Source organism: Aeromonas sp. R10-2 (assembly GCF_040908445.1).
GTDB classification, from domain to species: Bacteria; Pseudomonadota; Gammaproteobacteria; order Enterobacterales; family Aeromonadaceae; genus Aeromonas; species Aeromonas veronii.
Genome location: NZ_JBFODS010000014.1, coordinates 33,968 through 53,145 on the forward strand (window position 1 = coordinate 33,968; position 19,178 = coordinate 53,145).

19 protein-coding genes are annotated in these 19,178 nt (G+C 59.3%); 15 read left to right on the top strand and 4 right to left on the bottom strand.

The genetic code is table 11. From position 1 onward, the window contains the following. Positions 1-18 precede the first annotated feature (18 nt). On the top strand, positions 19-411 hold the full coding sequence (locus AB5Y97_RS02675; RefSeq protein ID WP_368157217.1) for a protein YgfX: 393 nt from the start codon (positions 19-21) through the stop codon (positions 409-411). A gap of 154 nt (positions 412-565) precedes the next feature. On the opposite strand, the gene nadB is transcribed toward AB5Y97_RS02675, so the two are convergent. Beyond that, complete coding sequence (gene nadB / locus AB5Y97_RS02680; protein ID WP_110304308.1) at positions 566-2,173, bottom strand: L-aspartate oxidase; 1,608 nt, start codon at positions 2,171-2,173, stop codon at positions 566-568. Between the two features lie 182 nt (positions 2,174-2,355). Between nadB and rpoE the strand changes: the two genes are divergently transcribed. From rpoE to cysQ, 11 genes are all read left to right on the top strand, one after another. Then, positions 2,356-2,937, top strand: a complete 582-nt coding sequence (gene rpoE, locus AB5Y97_RS02685; protein ID WP_064335571.1) for an RNA polymerase sigma factor RpoE — start codon at positions 2,356-2,358, stop codon at positions 2,935-2,937. Between the two features lie 22 nt (positions 2,938-2,959). Beyond that, positions 2,960-3,562 (top strand): RseA family anti-sigma factor, encoded by a 603-nt coding sequence (locus AB5Y97_RS02690; protein ID WP_064335572.1) that lies wholly within the window; start codon positions 2,960-2,962, stop codon positions 3,560-3,562. 21 nt (positions 3,563-3,583) lie between these two features. Continuing rightward, positions 3,584-4,564: a MucB/RseB C-terminal domain-containing protein gene (locus AB5Y97_RS02695; RefSeq protein WP_005335407.1), complete on the top strand. Its 981-nt coding sequence runs from the start codon at positions 3,584-3,586 to the stop codon at positions 4,562-4,564. Positions 4,565-4,657: 93 nt separating this feature from the next. Next, positions 4,658-5,119, top strand: coding sequence for a SoxR reducing system RseC family protein (locus AB5Y97_RS02700; RefSeq protein ID WP_368157220.1), 462 nt, complete (start codon positions 4,658-4,660; stop codon positions 5,117-5,119). Positions 5,120-5,235: 116 nt separating this feature from the next. Continuing rightward, positions 5,236-7,029, top strand: a complete 1,794-nt coding sequence (lepA, locus tag AB5Y97_RS02705; RefSeq protein ID WP_005335396.1) for a translation elongation factor 4 — start codon at positions 5,236-5,238, stop codon at positions 7,027-7,029. 3 nt (positions 7,030-7,032) lie between these two features. After that, on the top strand, positions 7,033-7,956 hold the full coding sequence (lepB, locus tag AB5Y97_RS02710) for a signal peptidase I (RefSeq protein WP_005335395.1): 924 nt from the start codon (positions 7,033-7,035) through the stop codon (positions 7,954-7,956). Beyond that, complete coding sequence (gene rnc / locus AB5Y97_RS02715) at positions 7,957-8,628, top strand: ribonuclease III (RefSeq protein WP_005335394.1); 672 nt, start codon at positions 7,957-7,959, stop codon at positions 8,626-8,628. Further along, complete coding sequence (gene era / locus AB5Y97_RS02720) at positions 8,625-9,524, top strand: GTPase Era (RefSeq protein ID WP_005335393.1); 900 nt, start codon at positions 8,625-8,627, stop codon at positions 9,522-9,524. Before rnc ends, era begins: the two co-directional genes overlap by 4 nt. Beyond that, positions 9,525-10,235, top strand: a complete 711-nt coding sequence (gene recO / locus AB5Y97_RS02725) for a DNA repair protein RecO (RefSeq protein WP_005335391.1) — start codon at positions 9,525-9,527, stop codon at positions 10,233-10,235. It abuts the gene before it with no gap. Between the two features lie 84 nt (positions 10,236-10,319). After that, entirely contained in the window at positions 10,320-11,057 is a 738-nt protein-coding gene (gene pdxJ, locus AB5Y97_RS02730) for a pyridoxine 5'-phosphate synthase (RefSeq protein ID WP_201944399.1), read from the top strand. 210 nt (positions 11,058-11,267) lie between these two features. Then, positions 11,268-12,023 (top strand): 3'(2'),5'-bisphosphate nucleotidase CysQ, encoded by a 756-nt coding sequence (cysQ, locus tag AB5Y97_RS02735; RefSeq protein ID WP_368157221.1) that lies wholly within the window; start codon positions 11,268-11,270, stop codon positions 12,021-12,023. An 80-nt stretch (positions 12,024-12,103) separates the two neighbouring features. On the opposite strand, the gene AB5Y97_RS02740 is transcribed toward cysQ, so the two are convergent. The 3 genes from AB5Y97_RS02740 to AB5Y97_RS02750 all read right to left on the bottom strand — a co-directional run bounded on the left by AB5Y97_RS02740 (position 12,104) and on the right by AB5Y97_RS02750 (position 14,602). Continuing rightward, positions 12,104-12,400 (bottom strand): YciI family protein, encoded by a 297-nt coding sequence (locus AB5Y97_RS02740; protein WP_368157218.1) that lies wholly within the window; start codon positions 12,398-12,400, stop codon positions 12,104-12,106. A 24-nt stretch (positions 12,401-12,424) separates the two neighbouring features. After that, positions 12,425-12,988, bottom strand: coding sequence for a septation protein A (locus AB5Y97_RS02745; protein WP_216952963.1), 564 nt, complete (start codon positions 12,986-12,988; stop codon positions 12,425-12,427). A gap of 90 nt (positions 12,989-13,078) precedes the next feature. Beyond that, complete coding sequence (locus AB5Y97_RS02750) at positions 13,079-14,602, bottom strand: aminotransferase class V-fold PLP-dependent enzyme (RefSeq protein ID WP_216952964.1); 1,524 nt, start codon at positions 14,600-14,602, stop codon at positions 13,079-13,081. Between the two features lie 175 nt (positions 14,603-14,777). On the opposite strand from AB5Y97_RS02750, the gene AB5Y97_RS02755 reads away from it, so the two are divergent. The 3 genes from AB5Y97_RS02755 to AB5Y97_RS02765 form a co-directional block, all read left to right on the top strand. Next, a complete protein-coding gene (locus tag AB5Y97_RS02755; RefSeq protein WP_005335337.1) occupies positions 14,778-15,413 on the top strand; it encodes a hemolysin III family protein in 636 nt (211 codons plus the stop codon). Positions 15,414-15,540: 127 nt separating this feature from the next. Beyond that, a complete protein-coding gene (locus AB5Y97_RS02760) occupies positions 15,541-17,202 on the top strand; it encodes a putative transporter (RefSeq protein ID WP_021229463.1) in 1,662 nt (553 codons plus the stop codon). A 231-nt stretch (positions 17,203-17,433) separates the two neighbouring features. After that, on the top strand, positions 17,434-19,178 hold a 1,745-nt coding region (locus tag AB5Y97_RS02765), incomplete at its 3' end, for a retention module-containing protein (protein WP_368157219.1).

The window sequence follows — 19,178 nt, forward strand, 5'->3', positions numbered from 1 at the left end:
ACCGTGGAGCGGGTGATCATGACGGTTCACCCCTCCCGCCATCAGCAATGTTTGCTGGTGGCCCTCTTTCTGTTGCTGCTCTGGCCGGTGGCTGGCCTGATTGCCGGTTGGCAGTGGGCGCTGTTGCTGCCCGTCTGGCTGGCGGCGCTCTGGTTGAGCTGGCGGGCGCTCGCCGCGCCCCCGTTCGAGCTTGTCTGGGATGGTCAGTGGCTACAGTGGCAAGGTTGCCGCTATCAGCTCGGCAAGAAAAGCCGTATTTTGCCCGGCGTGCTCAGGCTGGCGCTTTGCCCCGAGCCGGAAGGCTCTGAATCGGCGTCGCCACGGCAACTGTGGCTCTTCTCCGACGCCCTTCCCCCCGAACATTACCGCCTGCTGGCGCGAGCCATCCACTTTCTGCCGTCCCGGCGCTGACGCCTGCTTTCCGTGATGACCATGCGCTGATTTATCGCGATAAGCTGTTGCCATGTGGCTGGCGACACTCTTTTTGTGGCTGAAAAGCGGTTGAAAACAAGTGACCCCGCCGGGGCGGGGTCACTGATTGTTGCAACGCTTGGCTGGAAGGGGATTAATCCCGCTCCGGGGTCAGCACGGTCGGCTTGGAGTCCGGCAGCATATCCGGATAATCCAGGTTGTAGTGCAGGCCGCGGGACTCCTTGCGCTGCAGGGCGCAGTTGACGATAAGCTCGGCCACCTGCAGCAGGTTGCGCAGCTCCAGCAGGTTGTTGGAGACGCGGAAGTTGGCGTAGTACTCCTGCACCTCCTGCTTGAGCAGGTCGATGCGGCGCTTGGCGCGGGCCAGGCGTTTGTTGGTACGCACTATTCCCACGTAGTCCCACATCATCAACCGCAGCTCGTGCCAGTTGTGCTGGATCACCACCAGTTCGTCGGAATCTTCCACCTTGCTCTCGTCCCACACCGGCAGGCGCGGCGGCTCCACGCTCATCGGCAGCTTGGCCAGAATGTCGGCCCCCGCCTGATGGGCATAAACCACGCATTCCAGCAGGGAGTTGGAGGCCATGCGGTTGGCGCCGTGCAGACCGGTGTAGGTCACTTCGCCGATGGCGTAGAGGCCGGGGATATCGGTCTGGCCGTTGTTGTCGATCATCACGCCGCCACAGGTATAGTGGGCGGCCGGCACGATGGGCATCGGCTCCTTGGTGATGTCGATGCCGACCGCGAGGCAGCGCTCATAAATGGTCGGGAAGTGCTTGATGATGAAATCGGCCGGTTTGTGGCTGATGTCCAGATACATGCAATCCGCCCCGAGCCGCTTCATCTCGTGGTCGATGGCGCGGGCGACGATATCCCGCGGCGCCAGCTCGGCCCGCTCGTCAAACTCCTGCATAAAGCGGCTGCCGTCCGGGCGGCGCAGATAGGCCCCCTCGCCACGCAGCGCTTCGGTCAGCAGGAAGTTGGGGTCATCGGGGTGGAACAGACTGGTGGGGTGGAACTGGTTGAACTCCAGGTTCGCCACCCGGCAGCCGGCCCGCCATGCCATCGCGATGCCATCGCCAGAGCTCACATCCGGGTTGGAAGTGTACTGGTAGACCTTGGAGGCGCCGCCGGTGGCCAGTGCCACGAAACGGGCGCGGATAACCTCGACCTGCTCGGCGTTGCGGTTCCAGACGTAGGCCCCCAGCACCTTGTTGCCCGGCAGGTTGAGCTTGCGGGTGGTGATGAGGTCGACCGCGTTGAAGCGCTCCATCAGCTGGATATTGGGGTGAGCGCGCACCTGATCGATCAGGGTCAGTTGCACCGCCTTGCCGGTGGCGTCGGCCGCGTGGAAGATGCGGCGATGGCTGTGGCCCCCTTCCCGGGTGAGGTGGTACTGGGATTCACCATCGGCGTTCTCCTCCTGATCGAAGGGGACCCCTTGCTGAATGAGCCACTGGATGGACTCGCGGGCGTGGCGAGCGGTGAATTCGACCACTGCCGGGTCACACAACCCGGCGCCCGCGTTGAGCGTGTCGCTCACGTGGGATTCGATGCTGTCGGTTTCGTCGAAAACGGCAGCGATGCCTCCTTGCGCATAGAAAGTGGCCCCTTCACTGATGGGCCCCTTGCTCAGAACCAGGACTTTGGCGTGGTCTGCCAATCGCAACGCGAGGGACAAACCAGCGGCACCGCTGCCAATGATCAGTACATCGCAAAGGTATTCAACACTTGCTTTCATAAGTATCATTGGCCTGGATTAAGAACTGGCACCATGGTAGCCCAAGCGAGGGCGAGGATGCAGCCTGCATCACATTTTTTTCAATTGAAGCGAACTTTCTCTGATTCTCCCTGTCTGAACTTGTGCGCTTAGGAAGGGCCGGAAAAGAAAAACGATAACCTGATGGGGGTTTTACGGCTCTGATGAGCGACCAGAATCTACTGGACGAACAGCTGGTTGAACGGGTCCAGCGCGGCGATAAAGCAGCTTTCAACCTGTTGGTAAAAAAATACCAGCATAAGGTGGTCAACCTGGTTGCCAGGTATGTCAACAATCCCGGTGATGTGCCCGATGTGGCGCAAGAGGCCTTTATAAAAGCCTACCGTGCATTGCCGACATTCCGTGGCGAAAGTGCTTTTTACACCTGGTTGTACCGAATTGCCGTGAACACGGCGAAGAATTATCTCACCTCCCTGGGGCGCAGGCCGCCCAGCAGTGATGTGGAGGCTGACGAAGCGGAGTCTTATGGTGGTGGTGAAGCCTTGCAAGAGGTCTCAACCCCCGAAAACCTGGCGCTGACTGACGAGATCAAACGCACCGTGTTTTCAGCCATAGAGGCATTGCCGGAAGACCTGAGGACAGCTATCACCCTTCGCGAACTGGAAGGGCTGAGCTACGAAGAGATTGCCGAAATCATGGATTGCCCAGTGGGTACGGTCAGATCCCGTATCTTCCGGGCGAGGGAAGCAATCGATAAAAAGCTGCAACCTCTGATCGAGAATTAACTGGGGAAAGACGGGTTAACTTATGGCAAATAAAGAGCAAATCTCTGCCCTGATGGATGGTGACCTGAGTGACGCAGAGGTACTGAACGAGCTGGAGATGGACTCCGACTTGCAAGATACCTGGGGTCGTTACCACCTGATCGGCGATGCCATGCGGGGTGACCTGCCGGTCAATCTGCAACTGGATCTCAGTGACAGCATCATGGCTGCGCTGGAGGATGAGCCCACCATACTGGCACCCAAGCCGGTCGAGACGGCTCCCGTGCTGCAACCTGCCGTTGCACCGGTCAAGACAGATTCTAATGTGGTTCCGTTGTTCCGCCGTGTCGGTCAGCAGCTGGGTCAATATGCCATTGCGGCATCCGTGGCCGCTGCCGTTATCTTCGGGGTGCAGCAGTATCAGGGACAGGATGGCGTTCCGGCCAATCCGGTGCTCAATACCATTCCAATCGGTGGCAGTGCGGCACCTGTGAGTGTTCACTATCCGCAACAGGATGGCGCCCGTGCCCGTCAGCAAGGGCTGACCGAACAGCAGATGCAGGAGCAGCGGGAGCGGATCAACGCCTTCCTGCGTGACCACCAGTTGCAGCAGCGCCTGTTGCAAGACAGACAGCTCCAACAATAACGAATTGTCAGGGATACAAACGTGCGCCAGTCCAGCCGTATTTTGCTGGCCTCTCTCCTGCTGATCAGTGCCAAGGCCTCGGCCGACGATAAGTCGGCCGAGGCCTTGTTGCAGCAGATGCAGAGTGCCGTGCAGCAACAGAATTTCGAGTTGTCCATGGTCAAGGCCCGTCAGGGGCGTCTTGAACCGATCCGGATCAGCCATGCCGTGATCAACGGCAAGGAAGTGGCCCACCTCAGTTACCTTGACGGCAAGGCGATCGAGTATCTCCAGCGCCAGAACGAATACACCTTCTTTGAAAACAGCCACGATCCCTACACCCTGAAGGATGCCCGCTTCCCCGGCATCTGGTCGACCCTGGTGAAGATGCCGCTGGCGCAGGTGCTGGAGAGCTATGATCCTGTGCTGGCCGGTCGCAGCCGGGTCGCCGGTGTGGTGGCACAGGTGGTGAGGCTGGTGCCTAAAGAGGCCGACAAATATGGTTTCGTGCTCTGGATTGACGAGCAGAGCCACTTGCTGCTGCGGATCGACATGGTCGAGCGGGAAGGCAATCTGGTGGAGCAGGTACTTGGTGTCGAACTGGATCTGCAGAGCAAACCGGCCCCCTGGCTGGTGAAGCTGGCCAACAGCAAGCAGCCTCCGGCGCTGGCGCTGGAGGATGCCTATCCGGCGCCGCAACAGCAGTTGAACTGGCAGATCACCTGGTTGCCCGATGGCTTCAAGGTGCTGTCGCAAGACCGGCACCAGCTGGTGACCACCAGTATGCCGGTGGATTACATGATGCTCTCCGACGGGCTGGTGGATCTCTCGGTCTACGTCTCCCGGGTCGATCCCAAGCAGGCGGTGCGCCAGCAGCTGATCCGCCAGGGGGCAACCTCGCTGGTGAGCTATGTCAACGAGGTGGGGGTCGAGATCACCGTGGTCGGCGAGGTGCCTGCCGAAACCGCCAAGCGCATCGCCGAGTCGGTCCAGCCGCTGGCACGCAACGAAGCGGTGCAGTAACGGGGGCTGCGGGGTTGTTCCCCGCTTGCCGAGCGTGGCGAGTCATGGTCAGATCCCCTGATTGTGTGAACCCGAGGTGTTGCCGTGAATGAGATGAGTGAAGAGCTGGCGACCGTGGTGGCCATTGAGGGTGACCATGCCTGGGTGGAGTGCGAGCGTCGCTCCGCCTGCAGTGGTTGTCAGCAGCAATCCAACTGCGGTACCGGCACCGTGGCCAAGGCGTTTCCCCTGAAAGCTCCCCGCTTGCGAGTCAGGCTGACCGCCGAGGTGCGGGTTGGCCAGCAAGTGAGGCTCGGTATCCCGCAAGAGAGTCTGCTGCGCGGGGCTGCGCTGGTCTACGTGCTGCCGCTGTTCTGTCTGTTGGCCGGCGCCTTGCTGGGGCAGCTCTGGCTGGCGCCGCTGCTCTCGGGCGGGGAGGGGATTACCATTCTCTGCTGCCTGCTGGGGGGCGTGCTGGGCTTTTTACTGGTTCGTTACTTTTCCAACCGCCTGGATCAGGGGCGCTACGGCCCGCAGATGCTCGGCGTTGTGGTTCCCGTCCGTACCCTCTCCTGACTGAACAGGCGCTATTTCACTGGCGTTGGCGACTAAAGAATGGCCGTCAGCCGGGTTATCCAGTAAAATCGCGCCTCCATAACTGACCTTAACTAATTTTGAGTGACTCTTGCTCGATGAAACACATTCGTAACTTTTCGATTATTGCGCACATCGACCACGGTAAATCGACCCTGTCGGACCGTCTGATCCAGACTTGCGGTGGCTTGTCCGACCGCGAGATGCAGGCTCAGGTGCTTGACTCCATGGATCTGGAGCGCGAGCGCGGCATTACCATCAAAGCACAGAGTGTGACCCTGAACTACCAGGCACAAGACGGTAACACCTACCAGCTGAACTTTATCGACACCCCGGGCCACGTGGATTTCTCCTACGAGGTCTCCCGCTCTTTGGCGGCCTGTGAAGGGGCGCTGCTGGTGGTGGATGCCGGCCAGGGGGTTGAGGCACAGACTCTGGCCAACTGCTATACCGCCATGGAAATGGATCTGGAAGTGGTGCCGGTGCTGAACAAGATTGACCTGCCGGCTGCTGAGCCGGAGCGGGTTGCCGAGGAGATCGAAGACATCGTCGGTATCGACGCGGTCGATGCGGTGCGCTGCTCCGCCAAGACCGGTCTGGGTGTTGATCTGGTGCTGGAAGAGATCGTTGCCAAGATCCCGGCGCCGGAAGGTGACCCGGATGCCCCGCTGCAGGCGCTGATCATCGACTCCTGGTTCGACTCCTATCTGGGCGTTGTCTCTTTGGTGCGGATCAAGAACGGTTCCCTGAAGAAGAACGACAAGATCAAGGTGATGAGCACTGGTCAGGTGTGGGGTGTCGATCGTATCGGTATCTTCACGCCCAAGCAGGTGGATACCCAGGGTCTGGGTTGCGGCGAGGTAGGTTGGGTTGTCTGCGGTATCAAGGACATCCACGGCGCGCCGGTGGGCGATACCCTGACTCAGGCCAAGAATGGTGCCGACAAGGCGCTGGCTGGCTTCAAGAAGGTGAAGCCGCAGGTTTATGCGGGTCTGTTCCCTATCTCCAGCGATGACTACGAGTCGTTCCGTGACGCCCTCGACAAGCTCTCCCTGAACGATGCCTCCCTGTTCTTCGAACCTGAGAGCTCTACTGCACTGGGCTTCGGCTTCCGTTGCGGCTTCCTCGGCATGCTGCACATGGAGATCATTCAGGAGCGTCTGGAGCGTGAATACGATCTGGATCTGATCACCACGGCGCCGACCGTAGTGTACGAGATCGAGCTGACCGACGGCTCCACCATCCATATCGACAGCCCGGCCCAGATGCCCGCCATCACCAGCATCAAGGAGATGCGCGAGCCGATCGCCGAGTGTCATATCCTGCTGCCGCAGGAGTACATGGGCAACGTGATCACCCTCTGTATCGAGAAGCGTGGCGTGCAGACCAACATGGTCTACCACGGCAAGCAGGTGGCGCTGACCTATGAAATCCCGATGGCGGAAGTGGTGCTCGACTTCTTCGACCGTCTGAAATCCACCAGTCGTGGTTACGCCTCGCTGGACTATGGCTTCAAGCGTTTCGAAACCTCCGACATGGTCCGTCTGGATATCATGATCAACGGTGAGCGCGTCGATGCCCTGGCCATCATCACCCACAAGGACAACGCCCAGTATCGCGGTCGTCAGGTGGTGGAGAAGATGCGCGAGCTGATCCCGCGCCAGATGTTCGATATCGCCATTCAGGCGGCCATCGGCAACCAGATCATCGCTCGCAGCACTGTCAAGGCTCTGCGTAAAGACGTAACCGCCAAGTGTTACGGTGGTGACGTGAGTCGTAAGAAGAAACTGCTGAACAAGCAGAAAGAAGGTAAGAAGCGGATGAAGTCCCTCGGCCGTGTCGACGTGCCGCAGGAAGCCTTCCTCGCGATTCTCCACGTCGGAAAGGATTAATAGATGGCAAGCACGTTTTCCCTGATCCTGGTGGTGGTCTGCGCGATCACCGGTGTTATCTGGTGTCTGGACAAGATGATTTGGTCCAAGCAGCGCGCCGCCAAGATTGCCGTGGCTCGTGCCCATGGCGGTGCCCACCTGGATGAGAAGACCCTGGCCAAGGTCGCCCCCGTGCCGGTCTGGATTGAGCAGACCGCCGGGGTCTTCCCGGTCATCACCTTTGTGCTGATCCTGCGTTCGTTCATTTTTGAACCGTTCCAGATCCCGTCAGGTTCCATGATGCCCACCCTGCTGGTGGGCGACTTCATCCTGGTGGAAAAATTTGCCTACGGTCTGCGGGACCCGGTGACCAACACCAAGTTCCTCGAGACTGGCGAGCCCAAGCGTGGCGACGTGGTGGTGTTCAAGTATCCTCTTGAACCGCGCGTTGACTACATCAAGCGGGTGGTCGGCATGCCGGGTGATCGGGTCATCTATCGCAACAAGGAGCTGATGATCCGGCCCAAGTGCGAAGAGCAGGAAGGGAAAACGTGTCCGGGCTTCAAGAAGCTCGACGTCAAGTTTGAACAAAGAGGCGAATTTACCCAGATGGGGATCCCCCTTGATCGCTATACCGAGCAGTTGGGTGATGTCTCCCACGAGACCCTGCGCAATCCACTGATGCCCGACATGGTTGGCCGTTACTATCGCCAGCCCGGCACCTACCCCGACGAGTGGGTGGTACCGGAAGGCCAGTATTTCGTGATGGGCGACAACCGCGACAACAGCACCGACAGCCGCTTCTGGGGCTTTGTGCCCGAGCAGAATCTGGTCGGCAAGGCGGTCGCTATCTGGATAAGTTTTGAATTCGAGCGCGAAGAAGGCTCCCTGCTGCCAAGTTGGGTACCGACAGGTGTGCGCTTCAACCGCATTGGCGGAATCAAGTAAATGAATATCAAGATGAACAGACTGCAGTCCCGTCTCGGGCATGTCTTTGCGGATCTGGAACTGCTGACCCGGGCGCTGACTCACCGCAGCGCCGGTTCCCGTCACAATGAACGACTGGAATTTCTGGGGGACTCCATTTTGAGTCTGGTGATTGCCGACGATCTGTTCCACCGCTTCCCGCAAGCGGCGGAAGGGGATCTCAGCCGGATGCGCGCCACCCTGGTGCGCGAGAAGACCCTGGCCGAACTGGGCCGGGAGTTTGACCTCGGGGATCACTTGATCCTCGGTCCCGGCGAACTCAAGAGCGGCGGTTTTCGCCGCGAATCCATTCTGGCCGATACGGTCGAGGCGGTGATCGGTGCCGTCTATCTGGATACCAATCTTGAGACGGTGCGGACACTGCTGCTGAGCTGGTATGCCAGCCGCCTGGAAGAGATCAAGCCGGGCATCGAGCAGAAAGATCCCAAGACCCGTCTGCAAGAAATTTTGCAGGGAAGCCGCAAATCCCTGCCGACCTACACCGTGACCAACGTCAAGGGCGAGGCCCACAACCAGGAGTTCACCGTCCAGTGTGACGTGGAAGGTCTGGATGGTCCCCTCGTCGGGGTCGGCACCAGCCGTCGCAAGGCCGAACAGGCCGCTGCGCAGCAAGCATTGGAAAAACTGTCATGACAGATACTACCTATTGCGGCTTTGTCGCCATCGTGGGCCGCCCCAACGTGGGCAAGTCCACCCTGCTCAACAAGCTGCTTGGCCAGAAGGTCAGCATCACCTCGAAGAAGCCCCAGACCACCCGTCACCGGATTTTGGGGATCGACACCGAGGATAACTACCAGACCATCTATGTCGACACCCCGGGTCTGCACATTGAAGAGAAACGGGCCATCAACCGCCTGATGAACCGTGCCGCCACCAGTTCGCTGGGGGATGTGGCCATGGTGGTGTTCATGGTCGACGGTACCCACTGGACCAAAGACGACGAGATGGTGCTGGGCAAGCTGCGCAATCTCAAGTGCCCTGTGGTACTGGCGGTCAACAAGATCGACAACGTCAAAGAGAAAGAAGATCTGCTGCCCCACCTCGAGTGGCTGGGCCAACAGATGAACTTCGCCCATATTCTGCCCATCAGTGCCGAAAAAGGCACCAACGTGGAGAAGATCCGCGAGTGGGCCAAGGATCTGCTGCCGGAAAACGTCCACTTCTTCCCGGAAGATTACGTGACCGACCGCTCCTCCCGCTTTATGGCCTCCGAAATCATCCGCGAGAAACTGATGCGCTTCACCGGCGAGGAGCTGCCCTACTCGGTGACGGTGGAGATCGAACGCTTCAAGGTGGAAGAGAACGGCCTCTACCACATCCACGGCCTCATTCTGGTCGAGCGTGATGGCCAGAAGAAGATGGTCATCGGCAACAAGGGCGAGAAGATCAAGACCATCGGCACCGAAGCGCGCCTCGATATGGAACGTCTGTTCCAGAACAAGGTGCACCTGGAGCTGTGGGTCAAGGTCAAATCCGGTTGGGCTGACGATGAGCGCGCCCTGCGCAGCCTCGGGTATGGCGACGACTGATTGCTGACCCCGGCTTTCGTCATCCACAGTCGGCCCTATCGGGAGACCAGCCAGCTGGTCGAGGTCTTCACCCAGGATAGTGGCCGATTTACTCTGGTGGCTCGCGGTTCTCGCGGGCCACGCTCCCCTCTCAAGGGGCTGCTGCAACCTTTTACCCTGCTCACCATCGCCTGGCGCGGCAAGGGGGATCTCAAGAACCTCACCCAGGTCGAATGCCCGGATCACTCCCTGCGTCTCGGCGGCGATCGTCTCTTCTACGGCCTCTATCTCAACGAGCTGGTCTACTACCTGCTGGAAGCGCACACCCCGTTCCCCGAAGTGTTCGATGCCTATGCCCGTGCCATCATGGCGCTGGCCGATGGCGAGACGCCGGAGCTGCCGCTGCGTCGCTTCGAGTTCCTGCTGTTGCAGGCGCTCGGCTATGCGGTGGATTTCGAATACACGGCGGACGACGAGTCCCCCATCGAGCCGACCCTGCTCTATGGCTTCGAGCGTGAATTGGGCTTTGTTGCTTGCGAGCGGGCGCCGGATCCCCGTACCCTGTTTCTCGGTGCCCACCTGCTCGCCTTTGCCGAGGGACGTTTCGATACCCCTCCCTTGCTGCAGGCGGCCAAACGTTTCAGCCGATTGGCACTGCAACCCTATCTGGGCAAGCGTCAGCTAAAGAGTCGGGAGCTGTTTTTAAAACGCAAAGCCAGTATGCAAGGCTGACACAGATTACAGACATACGGATATTGGCGCGGTGTGATTCGCTGACCGCGCAGTCAACAGATGAAGCCTTTCAAGGAGTTCTCAATGAGTGAAATCTATCTGGGTGTGAACATCGACCATATCGCCACCCTGCGCAACGCCCGTGGCACCCAGTATCCTGATCCGGTACAGGCCGCATTCGTGGCCGAGCAGGCGGGGGCCGATGGCATTACCGTGCATCTGCGTGAAGATCGTCGCCACATCACCGACCGCGATGTGGATATCCTGCGCCAGACTATCCAGACGAGGATGAACCTGGAGATGGCAGTGACCGAAGAGATGATCGGCATCGCCTGCCGCATCAAGCCCCACTTCGTCTGTCTGGTGCCGGAGAAGCGCACCGAAGTGACCACCGAGGGCGGTCTGGACGTGGCCGGCCAGCTGGACAAGGTGACTGACGCCGTTGCCCGCCTCTCTGCTGTGGGTGCCCAGGTATCCCTCTTTATCGACGCCGATCCCATCCAGATTGATGCGGCTGCCGAGAGTGGTGCCCCCTTTATCGAGATCCACACCGGCCGTTACGCCGATGCCACCACAGATGCAGAGCGCAACGCCGAGTTCAAGCGCATCGCCGCCGGTGCCTCCTATGCCGCTGGCAAGGGGCTCAAGGTCAATGCCGGCCACGGTCTGCACTACCACAACGTCAAGGCCATCGCCGCCATCCCCGAGCTTTATGAACTCAATATCGGCCACGCCATCATCGGCCGCGCCGCCTTCGATGGTCTGGCCAAAGCCGTGAGCGACATGCGCCTGCTGATGCAGGAAGCCCGTCAGGGGATCTGACCCATCAGACAGGCGGCCTGATACAGGCTGCCAAAAATAACAAGGGACGCCACGGCGTCCTTTGTTATTTCAGGCGTTGTTCAAGTGAGGGCAATGGGCTGGCGGCTATAGAGCTGTAATAACCCAGCACAATCGGCTATAAGCAGTTGATGTCAAAAGGGTTACACTGGTTGACCCTGTGAATTGGACGAGATTGTTATGGATCACCCCCTGTACCACCCCGATATCACCGAACTTGAACCTGTAGCCCGCGCGGCGGGGGCGGCCATCATGGCCATCTACAGCCAGCCCTTCGCGGTGGAGTACAAGAGCGACGAGAGCCCGCTTACCGCTGCCGACAAGGGGGCTCATGAGGTGATAGTGCAGGGGTTGGCACAGCTGACTCCGGATATTCCCGTACTGTCTGAGGAGTCGGGGCCCGAGGTGATGGCGGTGCGCCACGGCTGGTCACGCTACTGGCTGGTGGATCCCCTCGATGGCACCAAGGAGTTTGTCTCCCGCAACGGCGAGTTCACCGTCAATATCGCGCTGATTGAAGAGGGGACGCCGCGCTGGGGGCTGGTCTATGCCCCAGTGCTGGACAAGCTCTGGTATGGCGGAAAGGGCGTGGGGGCCTGGCGTATCGCCGATGGCAAGCGCGAGCCTATCCAGACCCGGCCTCATCGTGAAGGCGAGGCGTGGCGAGTGGTGGGCAGTCGCAACCACCTGTCGCAGGAGACCCTCGATTTCTTGGCTCCTTTTGGCGAGATCGAGCTGGTATCGATGGGCAGCTCCCTCAAGTTCTGCATCATTGCCGAGGGGGGCGCCGAGCTTTATCCGCGCCTCGCACCGACCTGCGAATGGGATACCGGCGCGGCGCAGGCTGTGCTGGAGGGGGCGGGTGGCAGCGTCACCCAGCTCGATGGCTCACCCCTTGCCTACAACAAGCCCGATATCCTCAATCCCTGGTTTGTCGCCAAGGCATAAACGAGATATCGGGATGCAAAAAGGCCGGACTGGAATGAACTTCCAGTCCGGCCTTTTTTATTTCGCTATGCGCTTTGCGGTCAGAAGACCTTTTTGAACGGCTTGATGGTCACTTTGGCATAGACACCGGCGGCCACATAAGGGTCGGCATCGGCCCAGGCCTTGGCGTCAGCCAGTGAGGCAAATTCGGCGATGACGGTGCTGCCGGTAAAGCCGGCATCGGCCGGATCCTCGGCATCGATGGCCGGGTGTGGGCCGGCAGTCAGCAGCCGACCTTCATCCTGCAGGGCTTGCAGGCGAGCCAGATGGGCAGGGCGAACTTGCTTGCGCAGTGGCAGGCTATCGGGGACATCTTCGGAGTAGATGAGATACCACATGAGACAATCCTTTTCTGATGAGGGTTACTTTTTGAGTTCGTCTTTTTGCTGGGACAACTGCTCGGCAGGGATGTGGCGGTAGAGGTAGACGCCGCTCAGCAGGGTAAAGACCAGCGTCATCCCCAGCAGGCCGAACACCTTGAAGTTGACCCACATCTCTTGCGGCATGTTGAATGCCACATAGAGGTTGAGCAGGCCACAGACGGTAAAGAAGCCGACCCAGCCGAGATTGACCTTGTCCCAGACTGCATCGGGTGCCTGCAGTTCCTTGGCCAACATCTGTTTGATCAGATTCTTGCCAAAGCCGTAGCGGCTGATGAGCAGACCCAGTGCGAACAGCACGTTGATGACAGTCACTTTCCACTTGATGAAGGTGTCATCGTGGAAGAAGACGGTGAGGCCGCCGAAGAAGCCGACCAGCAGGAAGGTAAAGAGCTGCATCTTCTCGACTTTGCGATAGCGGATCCAGCTATAGGCGAGCTGCAGACCGGTGACCACCACCAGTGCGCCGGTAGCCATGTAGATGTCGTAGAACTTGTAGACCGCGAAGAAAACGATAAGTGGAATAAATTCAATAAATTGCTTCATGTCTGGCGCCTAGTCCTCAAAGATGGCCTGCAAATTTCGCCCAGTCTACCTGCATGGCGGACAACGGCAAATGAATAAGACCGCTCATTTTTACGCCGGTTCCGTGCCGTCGCCAAACAGTTGGCGTGCAATGGATATCCCCAGTCGCTGCTGATCGGCCAGCAGGTCGCGGATATGGCGCTCTTCAATCAGAGGGTTGAGCAGCACGGCGCGCAGCAGGGTGAGCGGTTGGGCACCGTAGCGTACCACCGCTCGTTGGGTGCGGGAGACAAAGCTGTGCCCCTCGGCCCGCTGGGCTTTTTGCAGGGACACGTTGAAGTCGTTGATCTGCGCATTGGCCGTCTCATCCAGCACCTTGCCCTGCAGATGGGGCGGGATGCAGCGATAGGAGAGCAGGTTCATCACCGGAGCAGACATCAACTCGAAGGCGGGGTCGCTTTCGATGAGCTCGGCCATCAGTCTGGCTCGGTCGTAGTTGGCTTCGATAAGCTCGGCATAGCCTTGCTGGCCGAAGAGCTGGAAGGCGGCATCCAGATAGAGGGCGTTGGCCGGGCGGGTGCCCTCCAGGGTAAAGCGACCCTGATCGAACGAGGTGGCGCGAATGGCATAGGGCGCCTCCCGCTTGACCGCCATCATCAGGTCGGGCTGGCGGCAGAGCAGCATGCCGGTACCGAGCGGCACCAGAAGTTGCTTGTGACCATCCAGGGTGACGGTGTCGGCCTGCTCTATTCCGGCTAGCAGACCTTGATAGCGGGGGGAGAAGAGGGTCGGGCCACCCCAGGCAGCATCCACGTGGAAGTGGATCTGCTCTCGTTCGGCAATGGCCGCCAGCTCAGGCAGGGGATCGATGGAGCCAAAGTCGGTGCTACCGGCTACGCCGACCAGCGCCAGTACTTTCAATTTCTGCTCTTTGCACTGGATCAGCGCCTGTTCCAGCGCAGCCAGACTGAGCCGGTTCTGCTCGTCGGTCTCGAGGCGCCAGACGCTGCGGGCGCCCAGTCCCAGCAGATCCATCCCCTTGTCGAAGGAGTAGTGCATCAGCCGGGAGCCCAGAATGACTGCACCGCGATAGCCTTGCTCATAGAGCGCGAACAGGTTGTCGCCGCAGGCGCGGTTGCGGGCCAGCCAGAGAGCTGTGACGTTGGCGATGGTGCCGCCGCTGGTCATGACGCCGAGGGCGGCATCCTTGGCATGCATCTGCTCGCCGTAGAAGGCATCGTCCCTGCCATAGATGAGGCGGTGCAGCTTGGCCAGCACCTCCCGCTCCAGAAAGCTGAGCAGGCGGGAGGACTCCATCTTCATCGGATTCTGGTTGAGCATCACCAGCAGGCGCGACAGCTCGGCGGTATAGGCCGGCAGGGGCGCCGTCATGTGGCCCATGTAGCGTGGCGAGGTGAGGTGCGAGGCGCCGGGTACCAGAGTAGCCAGCCGCGCCAGATACTCCTCGATAGGTTGGCCGACTGCAGGCATGCGGGATTGATCGAGCTGGTGGGTGAACAGGTCGCGCTGATAGGGGGCCTGACTGTCGTCGGAGTGGTGGAAGCTCTCCAGCAAGGTGTTCATCGCCTCGCCAAAGGCGGGATCCGCTTGTGCAAACAACTCAGTCAACTTCATCAGGTTCTCCAGACCAGGTCACCGGGTTAGGTGTCTATGCCGCTTGTCTCGGGCATCGGCGGCAGAGCATACACCAAAGGGGGGCGGGTGACAGCCACCCCATTTTTTAAGCGAACACTTGTACTCCGAAATGGTGCTGGGTAGAGTGAGCCACAGTTATTGTGGAGTCGATGTTATGAGTGGTGTGATGGATTACTCCCCCCGGGAGGAGCTGGCAAACCGGCTGAGTCACGGTGCGGGATTGTTGCTGGGGATTGTCGGGCTGGTGCTGTTGCTCATCAAGGGATGGGGACAGGGTACGCAGGCGCTGGTGAGCTACAGCCTCTATGGCGGCAGTTTGGTATTGCTCTATCTCGCCTCGACCCTCTATCACAGCATGGCTGAAGGGCGTGCCAGACGCTGGTGCAAGGTGTTTGATCACTGTGCCATCTATCTGCTGATTGCCGGCACCTATACCCCCTTTCTGCTGGTGGCGCTCGATACGCCGTTGGCGAAGGGGTTGATGGTGGTGATCTGGGCCCTGGCGCTGGCCGGGGTGGTGTTCAAGCTGGTGTTTATCAACCGCTTCAAGAAGTTGTCGCTCTTTACCTACCTGATGTTGGGCTGGCTGTCGCTGGTGGTCATCTACCAGCTCTATATCCATCTGGCCGGTGAGGGGTTGTTGCTGCTCGGGCTTGGCGGCCTTATCTACAGCCTCGGGGTCATCTTCTATGTGGCCAAGCAGATCCCCTATAACCACGCCATCTGGCATCTCTTTGTGCTGGGTGGCAGCGTTTGTCACTTTATGGCCATTTACGGCTACGTCGCCTAACGTCTTGCAACTAGCCCTTAATTGGTATTTTTAGCGCGTAAAAGGATAAATTCGTGCGGTATCACACAGTTGGCATCAGTGTTTGCTGACAAGCTAGGGCCAGTTCAATTCGCAAAGGATGCACGAAATGAGTGAAATCGCGCTTTCCATCAGCATGTTGTCGCTGGTGGCAGTGCTAGGACTCTGGCTGGGAAACTGGCGAGTCTATGGCGTTGGCTTGGGAATAGGGGGGGTGTTGTTCGGCGGCATCATAGTAGGTCACTTTGCAGGCGCCTCCGATCTCGCGCTGGATGCACAAACGCTTCACTTTATTCAAGAATTTGGCCTGATCCTGTTTGTCTATACCATCGGCATCCAGGTCGGGCCGGGTTTCTTCTCGTCATTGCGCAGTTCGGGTCTCAAACTCAACGCCTTTGCCGCTTTGCTGGTCATCCTTGGCTGCGTGGTGGCTGCTGGCTTGCATCAATTTTTCGATGTGCCGTTGCCGGTCATTCTGGGGGTCTTCTCCGGTGCAGTGACCAATACGCCATCCCTCGGTGCGGGCCAACAGATCCTGGCCGAGCTGGGCGCCGCGCCCGGTTCTACCGGCCTGATGGGGATGGGATATGCGGTTGCCTATCCGTTTGGTATCTGTGGCATTTTGCTCACCATGTGGCTGGTCAGGGTCTTTTTTCGCATCAAGATCGACGATGAAGCCGCCCAGTTCGAGCTACAAACCGGTAAAACCAAGGAGAGCTTGCAGACCATCAACATCGCGGTGCGCAATCCCAACATGCACGGCCTGATGCTGAGCGAGATCCCGAGTCTCGACGAGTCTGATGTCATCTGTTCACGGCTCAAGCGTGGCGACGAGCTGATGGTGCCACGGCCGGAATCCCGTATCGAACTGGGTGACTTGTTACATCTGGTGGGTGAGCGCCACGCGCTGCACAAGGTGTTGCTGGTATTGGGGGAGGAGGTGGAGACCTCGCTCTCGACCCGCGGCACCGATCTGCGCGTCGAGCGGGTTGTGGTGACCAACGAGCAGGTTCTTGGCAAGAAGATCCGCGATCTGGACATCAAGCAGCGCTATGACGTGGTTATCTCCCGTCTCAACCGTGCAGGTATCGAACTGGTGCCGACCAGCCAGACCAGCCTGCAGTTTGGTGACATCCTCAACCTGGTTGGCCGTCTCGACGCCATCGAAGCGGTGACCAATGTGGTCGGCAACGTGCAGCAAAAACTGCAGCAGGTGCAGATGTTGCCGGTATTTATCGGGATTGGCCTCGGCGTATTGCTCGGTTCCATCCCCTTCTACCTGCCCGGTTTCCCGGCCGCTCTCAAATTGGGTTTGGCGGGTGGGCCGCTGGTGGTGGCGCTGATCCTGTCGCGGATCGGCAGCATCGGCAAGCTCTACTGGTTTATGCCCCCCAGCGCCAACCTGGCGCTACGGGAGATCGGCATCGTGCTGTTTCTGGCGGTGGTAGGATTCAAGTCCGGTGCCGGTTTTGTCGATACCCTGATCAACGGTGATGGCCCAGCCTGGATGCTCTACGGCATGGCGATCACCCTGATCCCGCTGCTGGTGGTCGGTGTGCTGGCGCGCCTCTACGGCAAGATGAACTATCTGACCCTGTGCGGCTTGCTGGCCGGCTCCATGACAGACCCTCCCGCGCTGGCCTTTGCCAACGCCATGCACCCGACCAGTGGCGCCAGTGCGCTCTCATACGCTACTGTCTACCCGCTGGTGATGTTCCTGCGGATCATCTCGCCACAGCTGCTGGCTATCATCCTCTGGGCGGGAGTCTAGGGTTAATCCTGATGGGAGCATGCCTTGTCATGCTCTCGTCATTATTCTGTAATTTATTGATAGTTTTGGTTTTTACCATTCTCGCAACCTCGTTTTACACACTTCTGTCTGGCTGAACAGTTCAGCCTCAAATCGGTCTATCCTTTCGAATTTTCGAGCTGGTTATTTTTCCCCTCAGTCTGCAAAGTAGGCTGTGGCTTATTGCATTCAAATCAGGATTCAGGAGAGAACATGATCACCAATGCCGTTACCTTGGAACAGGGCGTAACCGTAACCCAACTTAAAGGACAAATTTATCTGGTTGCCGCTGATGGCAGCCGGAAGCTGTTGGCTGAAGGTGATGTGCTGCCTAAAGGGGCGGTGATCGTGTCGCCGGATGGCGCCAGTTTCATGGGCGGCGGACAGTCGTTCAATGTGCAACCAGCCAGCGAGCAGAGTGAGCCTGCCGAAGAGGGGGATGCTCCCCAGCTGGCGCAAAATGATGCAGCTGGCACTCCTGATGATATCAATGCCCTGCAACAGGCGATCTTGGGTGGCGCTGACCCGACCCAGGCCTTTGAAGCCTCTGCCGCAGGCGGTGCACCTGCTGCTGGCGGTGGCGGTATCGGTGGTGTTGCCGGCTCCAGTGGTAACGGCGGTTTTGTCACCATCGATCGTACCGGTGATGCAACCATTGCCGAAGCCACTTTCGATACCACCTACAACGCCAATGGTGAGCCGCCCCTGGGTGCTGCTGGCGAAGATGAAGTATTTAACCTTACGCCCCCCACCATTTCCGTAGTTGCACCAGATAACACCAATGACACCACTCCGACCCTGACCGGAACCACGGATGCTCCCCTTGGCAGCATCGTCACCCTGCTGGTTACCGATGCAAACGGTAATCAACAAACCCTGACCGCTATCGTCACACCCGCTGGTACTTTCACTGTGGATGTGGTTACCCCCTTGGCCGAAGGCTCTTATACCGTCACAGCCACCGTGACCGATCCTGCGGGGAATACCGGCAGTGCGACTGATTCGGGGAGCGTGGATGTAACCGCTCCAGCGATCACCGTTGATGCGCCTGACAATACCAATGACACCACCCCGACTATTACTGGTACTACCAATGCGGCCACAGGCAGCACAGTCACCCTAGTGGTGACCGATGCCAATGGCACTCAGCAAACTTTGACTGCCACGGTGCAACCCGGTGGCAGCTACAGCGTGGATGTGACCACTCCGCTGGCTGAAGGCAGCTATCAGGTGACGGCTAGCGTAACCGACCCAGCGGGTAACACAGCTAATGCTACTGACCAAGGTAGTGTTGACCCAACAGCCATCGAATCGGTCGGCCCGGCCACGGGTACCGGTGATGTGACCGCCCCCGAAGGCGAGGACCTGATGTTTACTGTCAAGCTGACCAATGCGTCGAGCAGCGCCACCAGCTTTGCCTTTGGCAGTGCCGATGGCAGCGCACAAGCGGGCAAGGACTACGGCAGCGCGGTGTTCAGCAACGGCGTGACCTACAACGCCAGCACCGGTCAGATCAGCGTGCCGGCCGGGGTGACCAGCTTCACCGTCAGCTTCCCGACCAGCGATGACACCATTGACGAAGCGAACGAGACCATGACCGTGACCGTGGGCGGCAAAACCGCCACCGGCACCATCGTGGACAACGACGACGCCCCGACCATCGAATCGGTCGGCCCGGCCACGGGTACCGGTGATGTTACCGCCCCCGAAGGCGAGGACCTGGTGTTCACTGTCAAGCTGACCAATGCGTCGAGCAGCGCCACCAGCTTTGCCTTTGGCAGTGCCGATGGCAGCGCGCAAGCGGGCAAGGACTACGGCAGCGCGGTGTTCAGCAACGGCGTGACCTACAACGCCAGCACCGGCCAGATCAGCGTGCCGGCCGGGGTGACCAGCTTCACCGTCAGCTTCCCGACCAGCGATGACACCATTGACGAAGCGAACGAGACCATGACCGTGAC